Consider the following 21,982-nt stretch of genomic DNA (forward strand, 5'->3'; position numbering starts at 1 on the left):
AATGTTCAGGCAAAGAATTCAGCGTAAAGCTCAGGTTTAAATCCGACCAGCAATTTACCGTCTTTATCCAGAACCGGCCGCTTGATCATCGACAAATTGCCGAGCATCAACTCGATCGCTTTGACCTCATCCAGATCCTGCTTTTGTGCATCATCCAGTTTGCGAAATGTCTGGCCGGCACGATTGATTACAACTTCCCAGCCCAGCGCCCTGCACCAGCCTTCAAGCTTGGCACTATCCAGCGCCGACTTTTTATAGTCATGGAAATCATAGGCAATTTCATGCGCAATCAGCCAGTCTTGAGCCTTGCGCATCGTGTCACAATTTTTAATACCGTAGAGTGTTACAGTCATATCAACATCCTTTATTGATCATCATTCATTTTAGCGTTTGCACCGGATGATCGTGATCATGGCCGCACTGGCTGTGATCCTCCAGTATTTGCAACACACGGCATTCACATACCCGGCCGTGGTCGCACTCGCTGACCATACGGCTCAGTTCATCACGCAAAGCTGACAGCCGTTCAATCCTGCTTTCAATCTCGTCGAGATGGCGGCGCGCGATCGAATCGGCCTCATGACAAGAGGCATTGGGGGTCTCGGTCATTGCCAGCAATTCGCGAATATCATTGATTTCAAAACCAAGATCACGCGCATGGCGGATAAAGGCCAGACGCTTAATATCATCGGCTCCGTATTCTCGCCGCTGGCTTTGTGTGCGCTCTGGCTCGCGAATCAAGCCGATTTGCTCATAAAAACGGATCGTCGGCACTTTAACACCGCTGCGCTCTGCAACTTTGCCGATTGTATAGGCTTTTTTGTCCATTTTTCGCTTGCTCCTATAGCCACTAGAGCATTTAGGGTGGTTTTCAAAAGATGCAAGAGAAAAGGAAGTTGGAGATGTCGGGTCCAGTTCGTCAGGATAAGTTCCGCGTTGAAGGCATGGATTGCGCTTCATGTGCCAAAAAGATCGATACAGCCGTGCGCCGCATCGGTAATCAGGTTAGTGATGTCTCCGTTTCAGTGACTAATGGAACAATGACAGTGACCCATAAGGGTCTTGAAGCTGATACGATTACCGGACAGGTTAAAAAGCTCGGCTATAAAGCCCGCCACCTTGGTGAAAGCCAGCCTTCCGCGCTTGCAGAACCGGAAGCGCCTGCCGCTGCCTGCTCCGGTAACCACGACCACGACCACGACCACGACCACGACCACGACCACGGGCATAACCATAGTGGGCACGATCACCAAAGCCATAATCACAAAAACGCAACGCAGGATGTAAAAGAAACCTCTCCCCTGCACATGCATGATCATGGTTCAGATGATGACAGCAAACCGTGGTGGCAGCAAAGTAAAGCCCGCCTGACAATTGCTGCCGGTGCGGCTTTGGTTGCTGCCTATATTATCGGCCATTTTGTGCCGCAATATTCGCTCTATATCTTTTCTGCTGCCATGCTGGTCGGGCTCGTGCCTATTGCACGGCGCGCCATTGCCGGCGCACGTTTTGGCACCGTTTTTTCTATTGAAACCTTGATGACGGTGGCTGCTATCGGAGCGCTGTTTATTGGTGCGGTTGAAGAAGCAGCTATGGTGGTGCTGCTGTTTTTGATCGGCGAGCTGCTTGAAGGTGTTGCCGCACGACGCGCCCGCAACTCCATCCGCGGACTGGCTGATCTGGTTCCCAAAACCGCCCGTGTGGAAAAAGACGGCCAGATTATTGAACAGGATGCCGCAAGTTTGCTGGTCGGCACCATTATTTTGATCCGTCCGGGTGATCGCATTGCCGCCGATGGTGTTATTATCAGCGGTAACAGCGCCGTTAATGAAGCACCGGTTACCGGCGAAAGTACGCCTAAAAACAAAGAAACCGGTGACAAGGTTTTTGCCGGAACGATCAATAGTGACAATGTTTTGCGTGTAGAGGTCACAGCCTCGGCTCAAAACAATACGATTGCCCGCATTATTGCGCAGGTCGAAGAAGCACAGGAATCCAAAGCGCCGACTGAGCGTTTTATTGACCGGTTTTCCGTGTGGTACACTCCTGCAATCATGCTGTTAGGGGCAATAGTGGCCATTGCACCGCCGCTGCTGATGGGCGCCGACTGGAATGAGTGGATCTATAAAGGACTTGCCATATTACTGATCGGCTGTCCTTGCGCATTGGTTATTTCAACGCCTGCTGCCATTGCTGCCGGCCTTTCATCCGGCGCGCGCCGCGGCTTGCTGATGAAAGGTGGTGCGGTGCTGGAAAGTGCCGGCCATGTTACTGCCGTTGCTTTTGACAAGACCGGCACGCTGACTGAAGGCACGCCCATAGTGACCGACATTATCGCTTTTGGCAAAGATGAGACAGAGGTTCTGCGCTTTGCTGCAAGTGTTGAACAGGGTTCAAGTCACCCGCTGGCGATTGCCATTCTCAAAGCCGCAGCAGATAAAAACATTACTCTGCCACAAGTCCATGACGGGGCAGCATTGGGCGGTAAAGGCGTGACCGGCACTGTTGAAGGTCAGGCAGTTTTACTGGCTTCGCCAAAAGCTGTGGCCACCAAAACCACGGTTTCCGAGAGTGATATGCAGCGTATTGCGGCATTGAATGATCAGGGTAAAACCGTATCGCTGCTGATGATCGGTGATCTGCTCGCCGGTGGTATTGCCATGCGCGACGAGCCCCGTGAAGATGCCCGTGCCGGTTTGAAAGCGCTGCAAAACCAGGGCATTCGCACCATTATGCTCACCGGTGACAATCGCCGTACGGCAGAGGCGATCGGCAATGATCTTGGCATGGAAGTACATGCGGAAATGATGCCGGAAGATAAACGCCGTGTGATTGGTGAGTTGAAAGCAGCAAAGCAAATTGTGGCCAAGGTTGGTGACGGTATCAATGATGCACCGGCGCTGGCTGCCGCCGATATCGGTATTGCCATGGGTGGCGGCACTGATGTGGCACTAGAAACCGCAGATGCTGCAATTATGCATGGCCGCGTGATGGATGTAGCCAATATGATTTCGCTGTCACAGACAACGATGGCGAATATCAAGCAGAATATCACATTGGCAATCGGCTTGAAGGTAGTGTTTCTGATCACCACAATCCTAGGCATTACCGGTCTGTGGCCTGCCATTCTGGCAGATACCGGCGCCACCGTTCTGGTAACAGCCAATGCCATGCGTCTGCTGCGCTGGAAGCCATAAACTTGCGATTAAGACGGGCAGCATAACTGCCCGTCTTACTTCCTCAGTCAGCCTGTAAATCAGGTTGTTTTATGTCAGGCTATAATCCGTTTCACTACGGGCGAGTTTTGCATATTCCTCCCCCAGAAAATCCAGCAATGCCCTGACCGAAGGCAATAGCCCGCGCCGTGAAGGAAAAGCCGCATGGGTAATGCCAGTGCGCGGTGCCCATTGCGGCATCACATCAACCAAGCGACCTTCGCGCAGATCATCGCGGATAACCATTGTGGGCAATTGGCAAATGCCAATCCCTTGCAAAGCAGCCAGACGCAGGGTCACCATATCTTCTGTCATCAATCGCGGTTTATGACGGATGACAGCACTGGTGCCGTCAGCTTTTTCAAGATGCCAATCATGATCTGTCTTTTGCATGTGCCATGCCAGACTTGGCAGTCCTGATAAATCTTCAAGTTCAAGCGGCCGATCAAAGCCGCTTAGTAAAGCCGGACTGACAACCAGACGCTGCGGACTTTCAGCCAGTTTACGAATGATCAGATCGCTGTCATCCAATGGTGGAAACCGCACCCGCAAAGCCAGATCATAGCCTTCACGCACCACATCCACGCGGCGGCTGGTACTATCAAGCTGCACTTCGATTTTAGGGTTCTGCTGCATAAATCGTGCGATCATCTCGCCGACCTGAAAATGGATCATTGTTGGCGGGCAGCTGATACGCACGACACCCTGCGGCTCCGAGCGCATACGGTCAATCACTTCCTGCGCAGCTTCCGCCTCAACCAGCATCGCCACACAATGGCGATAATATTCCTGACCAATATCGGTCACCGCAAAATGGCGGGTAGTGCGCTGGATCAGACGCACCCCAAGGCTGTCTTCCAGCAAGCCAATACGCCGGCTCAGGCGTGAGCGCGGCATGTTGAGCTTGCGGGCAGCGGCAGCAAAGCCCCCCTCTTCCACGACAACAACGAAAAACCGCAGATCATTCAGGTCTTGCATGGCAGTCCTCGCAAGCTTGTGTTTGTACTTAACCCATACCCGATCCGTGCAAAGAGCACGGGCATAAATCTGCTGTGTTACAGGGTGCTCAGATATAGACCACAGTGCTCAACCGGTCACGGCGTAACCAACGATGCGTCATCAGCACCGCCACAATAGCAAGGCCGGTCGCCAAACCAATCCACACGCCGATACCCTCAAATTTAAACGTGAAGGCCAGCAGCCCCCCAAGCGGCAAGCCAACGCCCCAATAACCGAGTAGCGCCATAAACATCGGAATACGGGTATCGCGCAAACCACGCAGCATCCCCGCAGCCACTGCCTGCGCCCCGTCAACAATCTGAAACAACGCTGCAAAAGCTAAGAATGAAATGCAAAGCGCTATAACTTCCGCATTGGCAGGGTCATTTATATCCAGAAACGCGCTGATAAAGAATTTAGGGATCAGGAGCATCAACAAACCCATAAACGCCATAAAGCCAACACCAAGCCCGTAAGCGCTCCAGCCTGCATAGGTTACAGCCTCGCGATTACCGGCACCATAGGCACGCCCCACGCGCACAGTTGCCACCTGGCCGAAGCCCAGCGGCACCATAAAACTCAAAGATGCGATCTGGATTGCCACCGCATGCGCAGCCAGCGATGTCGGGCCGATCTTGCCCATCATCAGCACTGCTGCATAAAAAATCGTGGTTTCGAAAGCGAAGGTCAGCGCCATTGGCAGACCGATACGCCATAATTCCAGAAAGCGTGGCCAATCCGGACGCCAAAAACGGCCAAACAACTTGTAACGACGGAATTTCTTATGGGTGGTAACAACAATCACCAGACCAAAAAACATCAGCCAGCTGGAGGCTGTGGTAGCAATACCGGCACCGCGCAAGCCCATTTCCGGCAAGCCAAGCTTACCAAAAATCAGCCCATAGGCCGCAAAAGCATTAAAAACGATAGCAAACAGCGCGATCAGTAATGTCCAGAGCGGGCGCTCCATCGCAGCCAGAAATGAACGCAGACCAATATAACCAAGATAAGGTAGCATCGCCCATTGCAGCGTATGCATAAATTCTACGGAATTGGCGGCAATATCAGGCCGCTGCCCCAAAAACAAAAACACACTCTCTGCATGCCAGAGCAACACCCAGAACGGAACACAGATGATAATCGCTGTCCAGAAACCCTGACGCACAGTGCGGCGCACATCACGCACAGAGTGTCGGTTGCGGCCAAGCGTCATTGCCATCATCGGCAGTGTGGCAGATACCAGCCCCATGCAAAAGATCATCATCGAATGATAAAAGCTTGTCGACAACACTGCGGCAGCCAGTGTGTCGGCACCCAGACGGCCAATTAAAATCACATCTGTGGCGGTCAGTGCCGCTTGCGACAGATTGGTAAAAATCAGCGGCCAGCCAAGTTTGAACGAGGCCAAAATCTCTTTGCCCCAGCGATGATTGGTCTGTGTCTGCGCAAGTGCAGTCATGGTCAGCCGCCTCCAGACAGCCTATTACAGTGCAAACATATTTTTACAGAGTGCCAATTTCTGCATTTTAAGCTGTATTATCAGCAGCACGGAAATGTAACGCCGGTCAGCAACGAATCCCGGTCTGACTGACACAATTATCAGCCCTAACACGCCATTTAAGTAAGTGCGAGTATGATCTTAACAGCAATGAGCCGCAAAGCGTGTTGCTTTACGGCTCATTGAAATCAGGCTCAGTTCAGACTGCTAGAGCGGGTAACGAACAGGTTGGATCGCAGAGCTCGCTCTAGATTTTAGAATTTCGCATTGTCATATCTATCAAGTTGATTCAACTTGATAGTGAAAAGCTCTAGAAACAGCAATCTTTGTTAGTGGACAAATGCGAAGCGGATAACGAACAGTGCCGCAATGATCCATGTTGCAGGATGAATAACGCGCCATTTTCCGGAGCCGGCTTTCAGCACCACATAGCTGATGAAACCAAAAGCCAAACCGTTGGCAATTGAATAGGTGAAAGGAATACCAAGCGCCGTCAGAGCAGCAGGTGCGGATTCCGTAATTTCATCCCATTCGATCTCAGACATTTCACGCATCATCAGGCACGCTACATAAATCAGTGCCGGAGCTGTTGCATAAGCAGGCACAGAACCTGCCAGCGGCGAGATAAACAAGGCCGCCAAAAACAGCACGGCAATAACCGCTGCAGTCAAACCGGTACGACCGCCAGCCTGCACGCCTGAAGCGCTTTCAACATAGGCTGTGGTCGAGCTGGTACCAATCAGCGAGCCGCCGATAATGGCTGTACTATCAGCAAACAAAGCGCGGTTAAGGCGGTTTGGCTTACCTTCTGGCAGCAGACCTGCGCGCTTACTCACACCAATCAGTGTACCGGTGGCGTCAAACACTTCAACCAGAACGAAGACCAGCACAACCTGAAAGAAACCAACATGCAATGCGCCCATAATATCAAGCTGCATGAATGTTGGTGCAAGGCTTGGCGGCGCCGAGAATACACCATGGAACTCGCTCACGCCGAGCATGATCGACAGCACTGTTACCACCAGAATACCGATGAGGATCGAGCCGCGAACTTTCAGCGCATCAAGAACAGCCATGATGAAAAAACCGAAAATCGCCAGCAGCGGGCCGGTTTTTGTCAAATCACCAAGGGTTACGAATGTGGCTTCACTGCCTACAATAATGCCGGCACTTTTCATTCCGACCAGCGCCAAAAACATGCCGATACCAACGGCAATCGCACTGCGCAATGACCGTGGAATACCATCAACCAGCCAGCTGCGAATGCCGGAAATGGTGAGAATGAAGAAAATCACACCGGAGATAAACACCGCACCCAGCGCTTGCTGCCAAGTAAAGCCCATAACGCCAACTACAGTGAAGGCGAAAAACGCGTTGAGCCCCATGCCTGGCGCCATGCCGATTGGCCAGTTGGCCACAAAAGCCATGACAATCGAACCGAGGGCCGCTGCAAGACAAGTGGCAACAAAAATCGCATTACGATCCATGCCGGTGGTTGAGAGAATGTCCGGATTAACAAAAATAATGTAGGACATAGTCAGGAACGTTGTCAGACCGGCCAGCACTTCCGTGCGCACATTGGTCTTATGTTCCTGTAATTTGAAAAGCTTTTCCAGCATTGGTTGCTCCCTGTCAGGCTTTACGAGAAGGCGCTCTGTCGTTGTCAGATAAATTACCTCCTCGCAATTTTTAGGAGCAAAGACTCACTATCAGTGCGGGAGGCGGCTTGTTGATGTATCTTGAGATTATCTGATTACAAAAACAATGCCACATTTTTGCCATTATCACGAATAACCGCCTGCGTAAATGCACCCCCCTGCCTGCCCTCTATATTTGAAATTGCTTATTCACTGGAGTTTTCTGCCATACGGCGCCAAATCAGGTCATAAAATAAAAAAATACCGCTACAAACGCTGAGGCTTATAACGGCACTTTAAAATTTCAAGGCAGAACATTTTGGTCAGTTCGATTATTCAGACTTGGCATAAACCACTGAAATTATTGCTCCAGCGCTTTGATCATATCCACCCGCGTTGCGTGGCGGCCACCTTCAAACTCGCTGGTCAAAAACGCATCCACGATATCCAGTGCCAGACCTTCGCCAATCACACGCACACCAAGCGACAACATGTTGGCATCATTGTGCTGGCGGATCATACGCGCTGAAAAAGTATCGGTACAAACGCCGCAGCGAATGCCTTTGACCTTATTTGCTGCCATCATTATGCCCTGACCGGTACCGCAGAGGATAATGCCCAACTGGCAATCGCCAGAGGCAACCATCCGTGCAGCCGCTTCACCATGCTCAGGATAAGGCGTGCTTTCCGGCGTTGTAGGTCCGATATCAACAGCAACCCAGCCCAGTGCCGTAATATGCGCAGCAATGGCCTGACGCTGTGCAATTGCAGCGTGATCGCTGGAGAGAACGATACGTTTATTCATAGTCATGGCAAGATGACTCCGTTTCACGAGAGAATTGAATGTTTGAACAGGGCTGGATTAACCCGGTATTTATTCCCACTCAATTGTGCCCGGAGGCTTGGAAGTAATATCGTAAACCACGCGGTTAATACCACGAACTTCATTGATAATACGGGTTGCTGCTTTTGCCAGAAAATCCATATCATAATGATAGAAATCCGCGGTCATCCCGTCAACGGAAGTCACTGCACGCAGCGCACAAACGAATTCATAAGTGCGGCCATCGCCCATCACGCCAACGGTTTGCACCGGCAGCAACACGGCGAATGCCTGCCAAATCGTGTCATAAAGACCGGCCTTGCGAATTTCATCAAGATAGACGGCATCAGCTTCACGCAGGATTTCCAGCTTTTCGCGGGTAATGCCGCCCGGACAACGAATAGCCAGACCAGGCCCCGGGAACGGATGGCGACCGATAAATGAATCCGGCAGACCGAGCTCTTTACCCAGCACACGCACTTCATCTTTGAACAGTTCACGCAAGGGTTCTACGAGCTGCATATTCATGCGCTCTGGCAAACCGCCAACATTGTGATGCGACTTGATGGTAACCGAAGGTCCGCCAGTGAATGACACACTTTCAATCACATCAGGATACAGCGTACCCTGTGCGAGAAAATCTGCGCCGCCAAGTTTGCCGGCTTCTTCTTCAAACACTTCAATGAACAAGCGGCCAATGGTTTTACGCTTCTTCTCAGGGTCAGTTTCCCCCTCAAGCGCATTGATGAAACGATCCTGCGCATTGACGAGGATCAGCGGCAGTTTGTAATGTTTTTCAAACATTTCAACTACCTGCGCCGCTTCATCCTTACGCATCAGGCCGTGATCAACCAGAATACAGGTCAGCTGATCGCCAACTGCTTCATGGATCAGCAATGCGGCAACGGATGAATCCACACCACCGGAAAGTGCGCAGATAACCTTGCCCTTACCAACCTGTTTGCGGATTGCTTCAACTGCCTGCTCGCGATAAGCCGACATGGTCCAGTCCGGCTTGATACCGGCAATATTATGGACGAAATTTTCCAGAAGCTTGGCGCCATCCGGCGTATGCACCACTTCAGGATGGAACTGCACCGCATAATATTTGCGCTTTTCATCTGAGATAGCAGCAAAAGGTGCATTCGGTGATGTACCAATAATTTTAAAACCATCCGGCAGCGCAGTAACGCGGTCGCCATGGCTCATCCAAACCTGATGGCGGGTGCCTTTGGCCCAGACGCCGGCAAACAGCGCACTGTCTTCCTGCACTTCAAGGAAAGCCCGACCGAATTCACGGTCATGACCGCTTTCAACCTTGCCGCCAAGCTGTTCGCACATGGTCTGCTCACCATAGCAAATGCCCAGAACCGGAATACCGGCTTCAAATACGGCCTGCGGCGCGCGCGGACTACCAATATCGGTCGTCGAATGCGGACTGCCGGAAAGGATCACAGCTTTTGGGTTGATGCGCGTGAACGCGGCATCTGCCAGCTGAAACGGTACGATTTCGGAATAGACTCCAGCCTCACGCACACGCCGCGCAATCAGCTGCGTGACCTGGCTGCCAAAATCGATGATGAGGATAGTATCGGGATGGGTGGTGCTCATGGGCAGCCTCTAAAGAATTATCCTGATTGTTGCAAGGTAGAATCGAAACTCTGCGACAATATATTAGGGTATAAAGCAGGTATTCAGGCTTGAAACCCGCTTTTTTGATACTGTTTCAACTCAGCCGCCGGATTTAACCGTCAATGGCACTGTTCGTTCAAGATTGGCCTTATAAAGCCCCGGATCCGGATGACCGGTCGTTTTAACCAGTGTGCTCTGCAGCAAGGCCGCTTCCAGCAATCGCACAGCCTGCGCCAGCTTTTCATCAATAATATGCAGGTAGCGCGTCCAGTCCGAAACCTGCTTAACCGCCTCATCACCATCAGAAATCCCGCGCATACCGATCAGCGGCACGGCAAAACGCTGGCAGGTGCGCAAAATGGCAAAGCTCTCCATATCCACCATATCAGCATCAATGTCATTATAGGCTGCGCCCGTAACAATATTGGCTCCGGTTGACAGCGAGGCACTGGCAACACCCGGAATATGAAACGGCAGCGGAATGATAATCGGGAAATCGGCTGAAGGTGTCTGCCCTTTGGCATAACCCAGCGCTGAAGCATCCATATCGCGATAGCCGACACTAACCGCCTGATAGATTTCTGTTTGCACCAATTTGGCAGAACCGGCTGAGCCCAATGACACCACCAGATCAGGCAAAGCGCCACGCATTGACAGATCGGCAAGCACTACCGACACCACTACTGCAGCTTCAACAGGGCCAATACCGGTGATCAACGGCTTGAACATTGCCTGTAAATGCGGCCCGTATTCAGACGGCGACGCCATTACGAACAGCACTTTCTGGCCGCCGAAATCATGCACATATTGCATCATCGACATCGCATCATCTGCAACACCCTGTACCGGTGCGGGCATAATTTTAGTCATTTCAAACACCTGAGGCCGCCTTCTGCATAACAGAAGCGCGGCACACCCTTTTTCATTGAAGCGGCCTCTATTGAAACTGCTTTAACCTTGCAAGTCGTCGCGGTCTTTCACCACCATCAGCGTTGCTGTCATGGTAGCAATCAATTTCACTTCAGTTTCACCAACAGCAAAAGCCTGCCCGTCGCTGACCATAATTGTGCGCCCCTGCTTGGTGACATTACCACGAAACAGAAAATGCTCACCCTTACCCGGAGCCAGCAAATTGACCTTGAACTCAATGGTCAGAACTGCGGCATCCGCAGGCATAACGGTTAGTGCAGAATATGCACAAACAGCATCCAGCGCCGTTGAAACAATACCCGCATGGAGAAAGCCGTGTTGCTGGGTAAGATCAGCGCGAAACGGCAATTCGACCTCTACCACGCCCGGCTCACACCGCGTCAGCTGTGCTCCTATCAGCTTCATTGCAGCCTGACGGTCAAAACTCTGTTCAACCCGTTCTTTGAAATCCGGCTCTGCAATTCTCGCTACTGCCATACTATCCCTCACCCCACAGCCAGCGCTCAGAGCAGTCTACCTTGAAGTTGAACTGTGTACGCAGAGCCATTTACATATGTTTATGTCGAAAACAGGCCGATAACCGGAGTAAATACCGCAAACAGGGAAAAATACCAGAGTTAATTCAGCAAAAAGATCGTGCTGTTCAGCAGTGTGGCATAGCAGAGCCACATTGCATAAGGCACAAACAGCCAGAAAGCAGCTTTATCACGGCGATATGCCGCAATCATAAAGGCCAGCACCGCGATATCCATCAATATGATGACGATCAAAGCGGAACCGGTCATTTTCAGACCGAAAAATACCGGCGACCACATAAAATTTAGCGCCAGCGCAGCCCACCAGAATTGTTGCAAGCGCGCAGAGCCACTCAGCCATGCACGCCAGCCGGCAATACCGATCATGATATAAAGCAATGTCCATGCCGGAGCAAAAACCCATGCAGGCGGGTTGAAAACAGGCTTTACCAACCCCGCATACCAGCTATCAGGCGCGCTGGTATAACCGATCAGCAACCCGCAGAGCAGAACACCCAAAATAAAGAGCACTAAAGCCGTTTTTTCACGCATGGTTCAGCCCTTCAGTGATTATTACCGGATAGCAGAGGCCTGTGTTATTTCAAGCCTGATGTTGTAGCACAGCAATATAGAAGCCGTCAGTATCGGTGGATAGCGGTGAGAAAACCGCACCATAATCCGGATAATAAGGCTGTGCCTGATCCGTAATACCGTCCCATAACTCTGCCATCGGCACAGCTGAGTAATTGCTGTTCTGCTGCAGGAAACGCGCAATCTGGTGATTGTTTTCAGATGCAAAAAGTGAGCAAGTTACATAAACCAGACGTCCGCCCGGCTTGACATAATGTTTGGCTGCCTCAAGCACTTCCTGCTGATCAGCCACGCGGCTTTCAAGCTGCGCTTCCGTCAACCGCCATTTGGCATCCGGCCTTCTGCGCCAAGTGCCAGAGCCGGTGCATGGCGCATCGGTCAGCACCACATCCATCAAACCGATATAAGGCTGCAAATCTTCAACCCGTTGATGCACCTGCGTATTGCGCACGCCTGCACGTTGCAACCGCTCATGAATCGGATTGAGCCGTGCGCGCTCGGCATCAAAGGCATGAATCTGACCTTTATTCTGCATCATTGCCGCCAATGCCAGCGTTTTACCACCAGCGCCTGCACAATAATCCATCACCTGCTGCCCCGGCTGCACACCGGTAAGCTTTGCCGCGAGCTGCGAACCCAGATCCTGCACTTCATACCAGCCGTCGAGAAATGCCTGTTCGGTCTGCACATTCGGATGGCGCCCTAAAGCACGCAATGGCGGAATACGAACCGCCTCATCCAGATAAGGCGCTACGCTTGCAGCGGCATTTTTAAGACCTTCAAGAGCTTCCAGCGCCTTATCGCGGTTGGTTTTCAGCGTGTTAACGCGCAAATCAACCGGCGGACGTGTTGACAGTGCCGCAGCCTGCTCAACCCAGCTTTCACCAAATAATGTGTTAAATTCCGGCAACCAGTTTTCGGCAATATCGGCGCGAATATGTTCAGGCGCATCAGCCAGATTGCGGCTTTGCCAAGCCTGCATACGCTCGTCACTTAAAGGAGCCGGTGCAAATTTATCAAACCCAAGATTTTCCGCCAGCCACTCAGCCCCCATATCCGGATCATTGAGAACCGAGGCAAAGACCAGCGAATGCGCGTCTGTGGCATCCATACGCCAGCCAAGCGAGGATTTACGACGCAAAACATCATAGACAATATTGCCGATAACAGCGCGGTCTCCGGCTCCGGCAAAACGATGCGCAGCTCCCCAGTTTTTCAGCGCATCGGAAGCAGCGCGTCCCTGGTGCTCAATATCTTCCAGCACTTCTATCGCTGCCTGCAACCGTCCACCCAAGCGCATTATCGTTCCTTTGCCATAGTATCATATATGCTCCGCATAAGAATGCTCGGCACCAAATGGCAACTGATAACGTAACCGACACATAAGCGCCAGAATTATTGCAGCAATGCATAACCGTAAGTGTGGCATTGACCGGTTCCGCATTGCAAAAACACCGAAACCATATTCACAACCGTGATGACCACCACATAGAGACTAAGTAAAAGAGCTAAGGCGCGGATCAGCGGAAAGCTCTTAACCCGCGTGCCTTTGCGGTAATGCGTACCACCCCAGACCATCATTTGCACCGCCGTTGCAATAATCAGCGCCAGTGCAATCAAAACCGACCAGACAGGCATATGCAAACCAAACACCGCTGAGCCGATATATTCATGACCGGGACGAGTATATATATCGAGCAAAGTCTGGCGAACCGAAACCACCAGCAGAAAAATAGCAAATAACAGGCTGATACCGGCATTTTGAAAGCTCAGACCGGTGCGAAATTGCAGCATAATACCAAAACACACACCCAGCATTGCCACACGCTGCAACAAACAGAGCGGGCATGGCAGCTCGCCATAAGCATATTGCAGCACCATGGCAGCTGTGAGAATGGCAACGGTAACAAACATCATTGCGAGCAAATACAAAAAATGTAATCCAAGCCATCTGCGCTGTATCAGTGCATGCTGATCTGTAATCACATTATCATTATAGGCGCTGCCATTATTCATGCCTGCTCTCCGGATTGAAATTAAGAAGCCTGTGTGCGACGGCAAAAGCTAGAGCATTTCACTATCAAGTTGAATCAACTTGATAGCTATGACAATGCGAAAACTCTAAAATCTAGAGCGAGCGCTGCGATCCAGCCTGAACATTACCCGCTCTAGAGCAGTTTCAGGAAAAGTGGGAACCGGTTTTCCGTCCGAAACTGCGCTTAAACAAATAGATAGAGCGGTTTTCCTGCTTCAATAAAAATGAAAACGCTCTCTCCTTACAGCTGCAGCCAAGGCATGCTGTAGCCATAGTCAGGACTATGAATTTCCCAGAGAAATTCTTTGGTTGCCACAGCCAGACACAAAAAAACACAGATTGTTGCGAGCGAGCGGTAACCAAACCAACAAAGACCGAGCGCAACAGTCATACAAATAAAAATGAGTAGCATCATCTTGTTTGCCCCCTGATGAAGACTTGCAGCTTCAGCGCATTTTCAGCAAAGGTCAATGCAAGGCGCAATAAAAGAAATGCCGCCGGACACAAGTTCCGGCGGCATTTACTACTTTATATTAAAGAATGACTTACTCTGCAGCAGTCGTCTTCTCTTCATTAGAAATAGAGTTTGCTTCATAGCCATGTGCAGCTTTGAGAGCAGCGCGAACACCAGCCTCGTAATCCGGATGGATCAGCTTGAAATGACCAAGCTGACGCTCGACAATAAAGCCCGGAACACCACCCATTGCCGCAGCAATATTCGAGAACAGGCGGCTCTTTTCACCGGCATCAAACAGATTGAACAGAGCACGCGGCTGCGAATAATCATCATTGCCAATACGGTGATTGTAACGGTCAGCCGCACCGGAGATTTTCAATGGCGGCTCTTTGGCTGATGGCTGCTCGACCGGACCATTGAACGAATTTGGCTCGTAATAGGCATCCGGATTACCGGTGGCAATACCGCCAAATGTGTTCATCTGACCATCACGATGATAATGATGCACAGGGCTGTGCGGCTTGTTGACCGGAATCTGCTCATAATGCGTGCCAAGACGATGACGATGCGCATCTGCATAGGAGAACACACGCGCCTGCAACATCTTATCCGGTGAATAGCCGATGCCCGGAACAATATTGGACGGCGAGAAAGCAGCCTGTTCAATTTCCGCAAAATAATTATCAGCGTTACGGTTCAGCTCCATAATGCCGATATCCATGACCGGATAATCCGCATGCGGCCATACTTTGGTGAGGTCAAACGGGTTGAAATCGGTTTTGTCCGCTTCCAGCTCAGGCATAATCTGTACCTGCACCTTCCAGCGCGGATACTCACCCTTATCAATCGCACCAAACAGGTCAGCCTGCGTGGATTCACGGGTCTGGCCAACAACTTTTTCGGCCTCCGCATTGGTCCAATGCTTGTGACCCTGCATGGTCTTGAAGTGGAATTTCACCCAATAACGCTCACCGGCATCATTCCAGAAGGAATAAGTATGCGAGCCATAACCATTAATGTGGCGCACATCGGTTGGCAGACCACGGTCGGACATCAAAATTGTTACTTGATGCAGGCTTTCCGGCGACAGCGACCAGAAATCCCACATAGCGGTCGCCGAGCGCATATTGGTCTGCGGATGACGCTTCTGAGTATGGATGAAGTCAGGGAACTTAACCGGATCGCGCACGAAAAACACCGGCGTATTATTGCCGACGAGATCCCAGTTGCCTTCTTCCGTATAGAATTTCAGTGAGAAGCCACGCACATCGCGTTCAGCATCAGCTGCACCGGCTTCACCGGCAACTGTTGAAAAGCGCGCAAGCATAGGGGTTTTGGTGCCAGGCTGCAGAGCTTTCGCTTTGGTATATTTAGAAATATCGCCGGTAATTGTGAGCGTACCATGGGCGCCCCAGCCTTTGGCATGCACAGCACGCTCAGGAATGCGTTCGCGATTCTGATGGGCCAGCTTTTCAATCAGCTGGTAATCGGTCATCAAAACAGGGCCGCGCTCACCAGCGGTCAGGGAATTCTGGTTATCCGGTATCGGTGAACCGGCACTTGTGGTCATAATCGGACGATCGGCCATCTTAACTCTCCCTTACATTCAGGCTCAGTTTTGAACCATTATAAAAAAATCAGCATAGTCGCGTGACAAAATTATGAATGACGGACAAGCAAATATGCCTAGCCGCAACAATCACAACACATAATAATAATTATATTTCAGTACCTTAGTTCAATTTAAACTAAAATTTGAAATTTCATCACCATGCTATAGCTACAGAATAGAACTATTCTAACTATAATTTCCAATTGAATTTATTGTAAATATTGATAAGATTTTCCTATCATGTTTACAGTCAAGCAAATGCGCTATTTTGATGCGCTCGCCATTCACCTGCATTTTCGCAAAGCCGCCGAAAGTGTTTTTGTCTCTCAGCCGGCACTCTCGGCGCAGATTGCTGAAATGGAAAACCTTGCCGGCAGCGCTCTCTTCGAGCGCACCAATAAAACGGTACTACTAACCGGACTTGGCCGCACTTTATGGCCGCGTATTCAAGTGATTTTGCAGGAAATCCGCGCGCTGGAAGAACTCACAATCCAAAAAAGCGGCATCTTACAATCACGCCTGCGCCTTGGGATTATCCCCACCATTGCGCCGTATCTTTTACCGGAACTTATTCAAGCTCTGAAAAAGCAATATCCGGCACTTAAGCTGGAATTACGTGAAGCCCTGACAGACAGGCTGCTGGATGAATTGCGCAATGGCGAACTTGATGCAGTCATTGCAGCCATGCCGGTCAATGATCCGCAATTTACCAGTCAGCATTTATTTGACGACAGATTTATGATTGCCACATCCACCAATAATAATGATGTCCTGCCCTCTCCCCTGACGCAGGGCAATGCCGCCTTAGAAAAACTGCTGCTGCTTGAAGAAGGCCATTGCCTGCGCGATCAGGCGCTCGAGGTTTGCGCATTGCCGCGCGAGCGCACAATGGTCAATTTTGGCGCTACAAGTATGGCAACGCTGTTGCAAATGGTCAGCAATGATATGGGCCTGACCCTGATACCGGAAATCGCCATCCGTGCTGAGGTACCGCATAAGCGTATTCGCATTGTGCCATTTTCAGGCAGCTCGCCCAAGCGCCAGATCGGCCTGTTCTGGCGGGCAAAAACCGAGCGTGCTCAGGATTTCAATGCGCTTGCAACCTTGACCAGACAGGCAACTTTACCGCTTTTGTTAAGCGATCAGGAAGTGGCCGGTTTTTAAAACAAACAAAGAAAAAGGCCGGATAAACCGGCCTCTTTCTATATTGCTTATACGCTGCCGGGATAATTCGGGCTTTCGCGGGTGATTGTCACACCATGAGAGTGGCTCTCACGAAGACCGGCATTGGTAATACGGACGAATGTCGCTTTTTCGCGGAATTCTTCCAGGTTTTTACCGCCAACATAGCCCATCGATGCCCGCAAACCACCGGCCAACTGATGCAGAATATTGGAAACAGGGCCTTTATAAGCAACTTGCCCTTCAATGCCTTCCGGCACCAATTTCAGCTCGTCACGTACTTCTGCCTGAAAGTAGCGGTCAGCCGAGCCGCGCGCCATAGCTCCAACTGAACCCATACCGCGATAGGATTTATATGAACGACCCTGATGCAGATAAACTTCGCCCGGGCTTTCTTCAGTACCGGCCAGCAATGAGCCGGCCATAGCAGCCGACGCACCGGCTGCGAGCGCCTTGGCAAAATCGCCGGAGAATTTGATACCGCCATCAGCGATCACCGGAATACCGGCTTTTTGTGCCACTTCAACAGCACCCATAATTGCTGAAAGCTGCGGCACACCAACACCGGCAACAATACGGGTGGTACAAATCGAGCCAGGCCCGATACCGACTTTAACCGCGTCAGCGCCTGCATCAATCAGCGCTTGCGTTGCCGCACCGGTTGCCACATTACCGGCAAGAATACGAACATTGCCGGAAAGCTTTTTCATACGGGTAACCGCATCGAGAACACGCTGTGAATGGCCATGCGCGGTATCCACAACCAGCAGATCAACGCCGGCAGCGATCAGGCGCTCCGCCCGTTCAAAGCCATCATCGCCAACAGAGGTTGCAGCAGCAGCACGCAGACGGCCATGCTCATCTTTCGCGGCATTCGGGTTAAGCTGCGACTTTTCCATATCTTTAACAGTGATAAGACCGGTGCAACGCCCCTGATTATCCACCACCAGCAGCTTTTCAATGCGGTGGGAATGCAGCAGACGTTTGGCTTCTTCCTGTGAGACATTTTCACGAACCGTCACCAAATTTTCACGGGTCATCAATTCGTAGATTTTCTGTGACGGATCAGTGGCAAAACGCACATCACGGTTGGTCAGAATACCGACCAGACGACCCGGCGCCTTGATGGCACCCTTAGCCGCGTTTTCAACAACAGGAATACCGGAAATACCATGCATACGCATCAGAGCCTGCGCATCAGCCAGCGTTGCATCGGGGCTGATGGTAACAGGATTAACCACCATGCCCGATTCAAACTTCTTCACACGAAGAACGGCCTCTGCCTGCAATTCCGGTGTAAGATTGCGGTGAATAACACCAATACCACCGGCCTGCGCCATCGCAATCGCCAAACGCGATTCTGTCACCGTGTCCATTGCCGCAGACAACAGCGGCAGGTTCAGTTCAATGCCTTGAGCAATCGTGGTGCGCAGATCAACCTGCCCTGGCATAACCTCGGAGTGACCGGGTTGCAGCAGGACGTCATCAAAAGTCAGCGCATATGCGCCGGTCGCTGATTCAACAATTTTCGCCATGGCCAATTCCTTTAAACAGGTAAAACACCCTGTGGGAGCAGAGGGTGCAACGACTCTTATCGTTTCATCTGAATTGGCACCGGCTCGTACCACGGTTATGACACTATGGAAAGACCGATAACGATAATCACGTGGTTTTTACCATATTTTAAGCCGTATCAGCTGGATTGGGCAGCCGGAAAGCAAAATATTTATTCAAATATAGCTGCAAGCCTCAGCCTGAACCAACGCATACGCAGCCCGGATCTATTCACCACAGAAGATGTCGCGTCCAGAACGATCATGCACGAAAATTGGCCTATGCTCTTCAAATTACAGCAGCCATTTTCAGCATTTTTATCGCATCTTATCTATCGGTGATTTATCTGGGAGGAGAATCTATGAGTAAGAACCGTGGCGTCGTTTATACGGGTCCAGGACAGGTTGAAGTTCAGACCATTGCAGATCCGGTTTTTGCTGATCCGAGCGGTCGCAAAATCGAACATGCTGTTATTCTTAAAGTACTGACGACCAATATTTGCGGCTCCGATCAGCATATGGTGCGTGGCCGCACTTCTGCTGAAGCAGGCCTTGTGCTTGGCCATGAAATTACCGGCGAAGTGATTGAAAAAGGCTCCGATGTTGAGATGCTCAATATCGGCGACATTGTTTCTGTGCCTTTCAATGTTGCCTGCGGCCGTTGCCGCACCTGCCGCGCGCAGGATACCGGCGTGTGCCTGACTGTTAATCCGTCACGTGCCGGCGGCGCCTATGGCTATGTGGATATGGGCGGCTGGATCGGCGGACAGGCTAAATATGTTACCATTCCTTATGCCGACTTCAACTTGCTCAAAATTCCGGATCGCGACCGCGCTCTGGCCAAAATCCGCGATTTGACCATGCTGTCTGATATTCTGCCAACCGGCTTTCATGGCGCGGTTAAAGCCGGCGTCGGCGTTGGCTCGATTGTTTATGTGGCCGGTGCCGGTCCGGTTGGGCTGGCTGCTGCGGCTTCCGCGCGCATTCTCGGTGCGGCAGTGGTCATGATCGGCGACTTCAACAAAGAGCGTCTGGCACATGCTAAAAAAGTCGGCTTCGAGCCGGTTGATCTGACAGCCTCCGACCGGCTTGGCGATATGATTGCCGATATCACCGGCAGCAATGAGGTGGACAGCGCTATTGATGCCGTGGGCTTTGAAGCCCGTGGGCATGCTGGTGGCGAGCAGCCTGCAATTGTGCTTAACCAGATGATGGAGATTACCCGCGCTGCCGGGAATATCGGCATTCCGGGGCTCTATGTGACTGAAGATCCGGGCGCGGTTGATAAAGCCGCTAAAGTGGGCAGCCTCTCCTTACGCTTTGGTCTTGGCTGGGCAAAAGCGCAGAGTTTCCACACCGGCCAAACACCGGTTTTGAAATATAACCGTCAATTGATGCAGGCCATTTTACATGACCGGTTGAATATTGCAGAAATTGTTAACGCGCAGCTGATCTCGCTTGATGATGCCCCCAAAGGCTATGAAAGTTTTGATCAGGGCGCCGCGAAGAAATTTGTTATTGATCCGCATGGTGATCTGCTAGCATAAAATAATTACAGCCATAAAAAGCCCCGTATAGATATATTACGGGGCTTTTTTTATTAGAAAACTGCATTTTCAGCAATATTTCAGATTTATGAAAAGTGCAGAAATTTTCATTTAAACATTCTAAGTGATGTAAAAATCTATCTGTTAAAAAAGACAGTACAAACCACCTTTTCAGTTTTAAAAAAAACAGGTTATATATTGCAACGCCAGTATAAAAACTGGCAATATATTCAATATATTTTAATTCATATTTTGTTTTTGCCGGATGATATTATACGGCAGCAGAGTACTCCAGAGGGGATATCATTTTGAAGAGTTTCATCAGTCGCACTCAGCGTAACACAATAGCCACTCTTAGCTTTATCGCCGCAATCTCCGCAGCCGGTTTTGCACAGGCTGCAACGAGCTTACCTGGCGGCGCATCTTCACTCACAGAAACCTATAGCAACTGGACTGTAACCTGCCTTGTGCAAGCACAAGGTGACGCTAAAAACGTTGCCTGTTCCATGTCTCAACAACAGGTCGATGAGAATAAGCAACGGGCACTCGCGGTCGAACTCAGCCCTGCCGGTGATGGTGTGAACGGCATAATGATGCTGCCATTCGGGCTTAACCTTGCTGCAGGCTCAGTTCTGCAAATTGATGAAACGAAAGCGGATAAAGCACGACCATTTTCAACATGTCTGCCCGCGGGCTGTATTATTCCGGTTAATTTCGATGCCAGTAAAGCCGACGCATTGGGCAAGGGAAAAAATCTCTCGGTACTGGCACAAGCAATCGGCGGCAATGATATCAAGCTCAATGTACCACTGGATGGTTTTGCAGATGCGCTTAAACGCACACGCGAATTGTTGAAATAACAGTAATCTGAAACAAACAGAGCTCCGGTTAGCCGGAGCTTTGTTTACCGGCACGATTCTTAACCTAGCAGGCCGGTGATTGCAGATGTAGATATACAGTTACGCGCGCGACACTCTCCTGAACCTTATCTCTTACGAGATTGAGCGCCTTCATTCCACACCTGCAAACGAATTGTGTGACTATCCGTATGAAGCATGCACATTGCTTGAAATGGCTGTAACGCTTTAACGCTTTAATCCATACACCTGATGAACAGGCTTGAAGAAAATTGCTTCTTTAAAAAGGCAGAACCCAACTGAACTTTACTAAAATTGACCCAAGAAAAATGGTGAGAGATAGCGTGCTTGACCAAGAACATGCTCGCTATTTGCATCAAAATTTGTTGACTAATATCGGTAGCAATCTTCATGAGACGATGGGAACTGCTTAATGGCCATCACAACCCTCGAACCATTCACCCTTAATCCGCATGATGAATTATCTGCTGAGATTGTCGATTTAATCGACGCAGCCGCGACCTATGAAGAACCAGTAAACCCGGTCAATTTGACGGAAGCTTAAGCAGCTCTTTTGATAAAGAAATAACCCGCAGTGAAGATCGGCGGGGATTTCCATTAAAGCGATATAAGTGACTCCAATTCAGAGAACCGCTGCCATTTTATTGACTGATTGTTGCATGCCTGACTACCTGGGACATTACCGGCAAGCATCTCATTTTCCACCCAAACCTCGACTGCCTGCCGTCCAGTATAGCCGCCCCATCCTATTCTTCGCATTCGCCTCACACATAGCCACTGTAGGCCGCTGCGCTTGTTAAAATATGAAGCTAAAGCATCATGTATAGCTCAGCCAGAAGTCGACAAAATTTGTTATCGCATTTTCCAATGAGGCTGAA

At 50.6% G+C, this 21,982-nt stretch carries 19 protein-coding genes; 5 read left to right on the forward strand and 14 right to left on the reverse strand.

Annotated elements, in window-relative coordinates; genetic code table 11:
- Positions 1-5 precede the first annotated feature (5 nt).
- Entirely contained in the window at positions 6-353 is a 348-nt protein-coding gene (locus tag MP213Fo_RS04080; RefSeq protein ID WP_421090397.1) for an arsenate reductase, read from the reverse strand.
- A 25-nt stretch (positions 354-378) separates the two neighbouring features.
- Positions 379-828: a MerR family transcriptional regulator gene (locus MP213Fo_RS04085; protein ID WP_421090398.1), complete on the reverse strand. Its 450-nt coding sequence runs from the start codon at positions 826-828 to the stop codon at positions 379-381.
- A 74-nt stretch (positions 829-902) separates the two neighbouring features.
- On the opposite strand from MP213Fo_RS04085, the gene MP213Fo_RS04090 reads away from it, so the two are divergent.
- Complete coding sequence (locus MP213Fo_RS04090; RefSeq protein WP_421090399.1) at positions 903-3,197, forward strand: heavy metal translocating P-type ATPase; 2,295 nt, start codon at positions 903-905, stop codon at positions 3,195-3,197.
- 69 nt (positions 3,198-3,266) lie between these two features.
- On the opposite strand, the gene MP213Fo_RS04095 is transcribed toward MP213Fo_RS04090, so the two are convergent.
- From MP213Fo_RS04095 to MP213Fo_RS04145, 11 genes are all read right to left on the reverse strand, one after another.
- Positions 3,267-4,193, reverse strand: a complete 927-nt coding sequence (locus MP213Fo_RS04095) for a LysR substrate-binding domain-containing protein (protein ID WP_421090400.1) — start codon at positions 4,191-4,193, stop codon at positions 3,267-3,269.
- Between the two features lie 88 nt (positions 4,194-4,281).
- Positions 4,282-5,673, reverse strand: a complete 1,392-nt coding sequence (locus MP213Fo_RS04100; RefSeq protein WP_421090401.1) for an MATE family efflux transporter — start codon at positions 5,671-5,673, stop codon at positions 4,282-4,284.
- Positions 5,674-6,041: 368 nt separating this feature from the next.
- A complete protein-coding gene (locus tag MP213Fo_RS04105) occupies positions 6,042-7,331 on the reverse strand; it encodes an NCS2 family permease (RefSeq protein ID WP_421090402.1) in 1,290 nt (429 codons plus the stop codon).
- A 379-nt stretch (positions 7,332-7,710) separates the two neighbouring features.
- Positions 7,711-8,160, reverse strand: coding sequence for a ribose 5-phosphate isomerase B (gene rpiB, locus MP213Fo_RS04110; protein ID WP_421090403.1), 450 nt, complete (start codon positions 8,158-8,160; stop codon positions 7,711-7,713).
- Between the two features lie 63 nt (positions 8,161-8,223).
- Complete coding sequence (guaA, locus tag MP213Fo_RS04115; protein WP_421090404.1) at positions 8,224-9,783, reverse strand: glutamine-hydrolyzing GMP synthase; 1,560 nt, start codon at positions 9,781-9,783, stop codon at positions 8,224-8,226.
- Positions 9,784-9,903: 120 nt separating this feature from the next.
- The gene (locus MP213Fo_RS04120) at positions 9,904-10,620 is read right to left on the reverse strand and encodes a 5'-methylthioadenosine/S-adenosylhomocysteine nucleosidase (protein ID WP_421091008.1); all 717 of its coding nucleotides are present in this window, start codon (positions 10,618-10,620) and stop codon (positions 9,904-9,906) included.
- A gap of 135 nt (positions 10,621-10,755) precedes the next feature.
- A complete protein-coding gene (locus MP213Fo_RS04125) occupies positions 10,756-11,211 on the reverse strand; it encodes a PaaI family thioesterase (protein WP_421090405.1) in 456 nt (151 codons plus the stop codon).
- Between the two features lie 140 nt (positions 11,212-11,351).
- Positions 11,352-11,801: a TspO/MBR family protein gene (locus tag MP213Fo_RS04130; protein ID WP_421090406.1), complete on the reverse strand. Its 450-nt coding sequence runs from the start codon at positions 11,799-11,801 to the stop codon at positions 11,352-11,354.
- A gap of 49 nt (positions 11,802-11,850) precedes the next feature.
- Positions 11,851-13,140, reverse strand: a complete 1,290-nt coding sequence (locus tag MP213Fo_RS04135; protein WP_421090407.1) for an RsmB/NOP family class I SAM-dependent RNA methyltransferase — start codon at positions 13,138-13,140, stop codon at positions 11,851-11,853.
- Positions 13,141-13,235: 95 nt separating this feature from the next.
- A complete protein-coding gene (locus tag MP213Fo_RS04140) occupies positions 13,236-13,856 on the reverse strand; it encodes a disulfide bond formation protein B (protein WP_421090408.1) in 621 nt (206 codons plus the stop codon).
- A 564-nt stretch (positions 13,857-14,420) separates the two neighbouring features.
- A complete protein-coding gene (locus MP213Fo_RS04145) occupies positions 14,421-15,920 on the reverse strand; it encodes a catalase (protein ID WP_421090409.1) in 1,500 nt (499 codons plus the stop codon).
- Between the two features lie 264 nt (positions 15,921-16,184).
- On the opposite strand from MP213Fo_RS04145, the gene MP213Fo_RS04150 reads away from it, so the two are divergent.
- Positions 16,185-17,108, forward strand: a complete 924-nt coding sequence (locus MP213Fo_RS04150; RefSeq protein ID WP_421090410.1) for a LysR substrate-binding domain-containing protein — start codon at positions 16,185-16,187, stop codon at positions 17,106-17,108.
- 47 nt (positions 17,109-17,155) lie between these two features.
- Here MP213Fo_RS04150 and guaB read toward each other — a convergent pair whose 3' ends face one another.
- The gene (gene guaB, locus MP213Fo_RS04155) at positions 17,156-18,661 is read right to left on the reverse strand and encodes an IMP dehydrogenase (protein WP_421090411.1); all 1,506 of its coding nucleotides are present in this window, start codon (positions 18,659-18,661) and stop codon (positions 17,156-17,158) included.
- 380 nt (positions 18,662-19,041) lie between these two features.
- Between guaB and fdhA the strand changes: the two genes are divergently transcribed.
- The 3 genes from fdhA to MP213Fo_RS04170 all read left to right on the forward strand — a co-directional run bounded on the left by fdhA (position 19,042) and on the right by MP213Fo_RS04170 (position 21,648).
- Complete coding sequence (fdhA, locus tag MP213Fo_RS04160) at positions 19,042-20,226, forward strand: formaldehyde dehydrogenase, glutathione-independent (protein ID WP_421090412.1); 1,185 nt, start codon at positions 19,042-19,044, stop codon at positions 20,224-20,226.
- A gap of 308 nt (positions 20,227-20,534) precedes the next feature.
- Positions 20,535-21,086, forward strand: a complete 552-nt coding sequence (locus tag MP213Fo_RS04165) for an invasion associated locus B family protein (protein WP_421090413.1) — start codon at positions 20,535-20,537, stop codon at positions 21,084-21,086.
- A 430-nt stretch (positions 21,087-21,516) separates the two neighbouring features.
- Entirely contained in the window at positions 21,517-21,648 is a 132-nt protein-coding gene (locus tag MP213Fo_RS04170; RefSeq protein WP_421090414.1) for a hypothetical protein, read from the forward strand.
- Positions 21,649-21,982 lie beyond the last annotated feature (334 nt).

The sequence above is a fragment of the Pseudochrobactrum mosebachae genome, assembly GCF_048914685.1.
GTDB lineage: Bacteria > Pseudomonadota > Alphaproteobacteria > Rhizobiales > Rhizobiaceae > Pseudochrobactrum.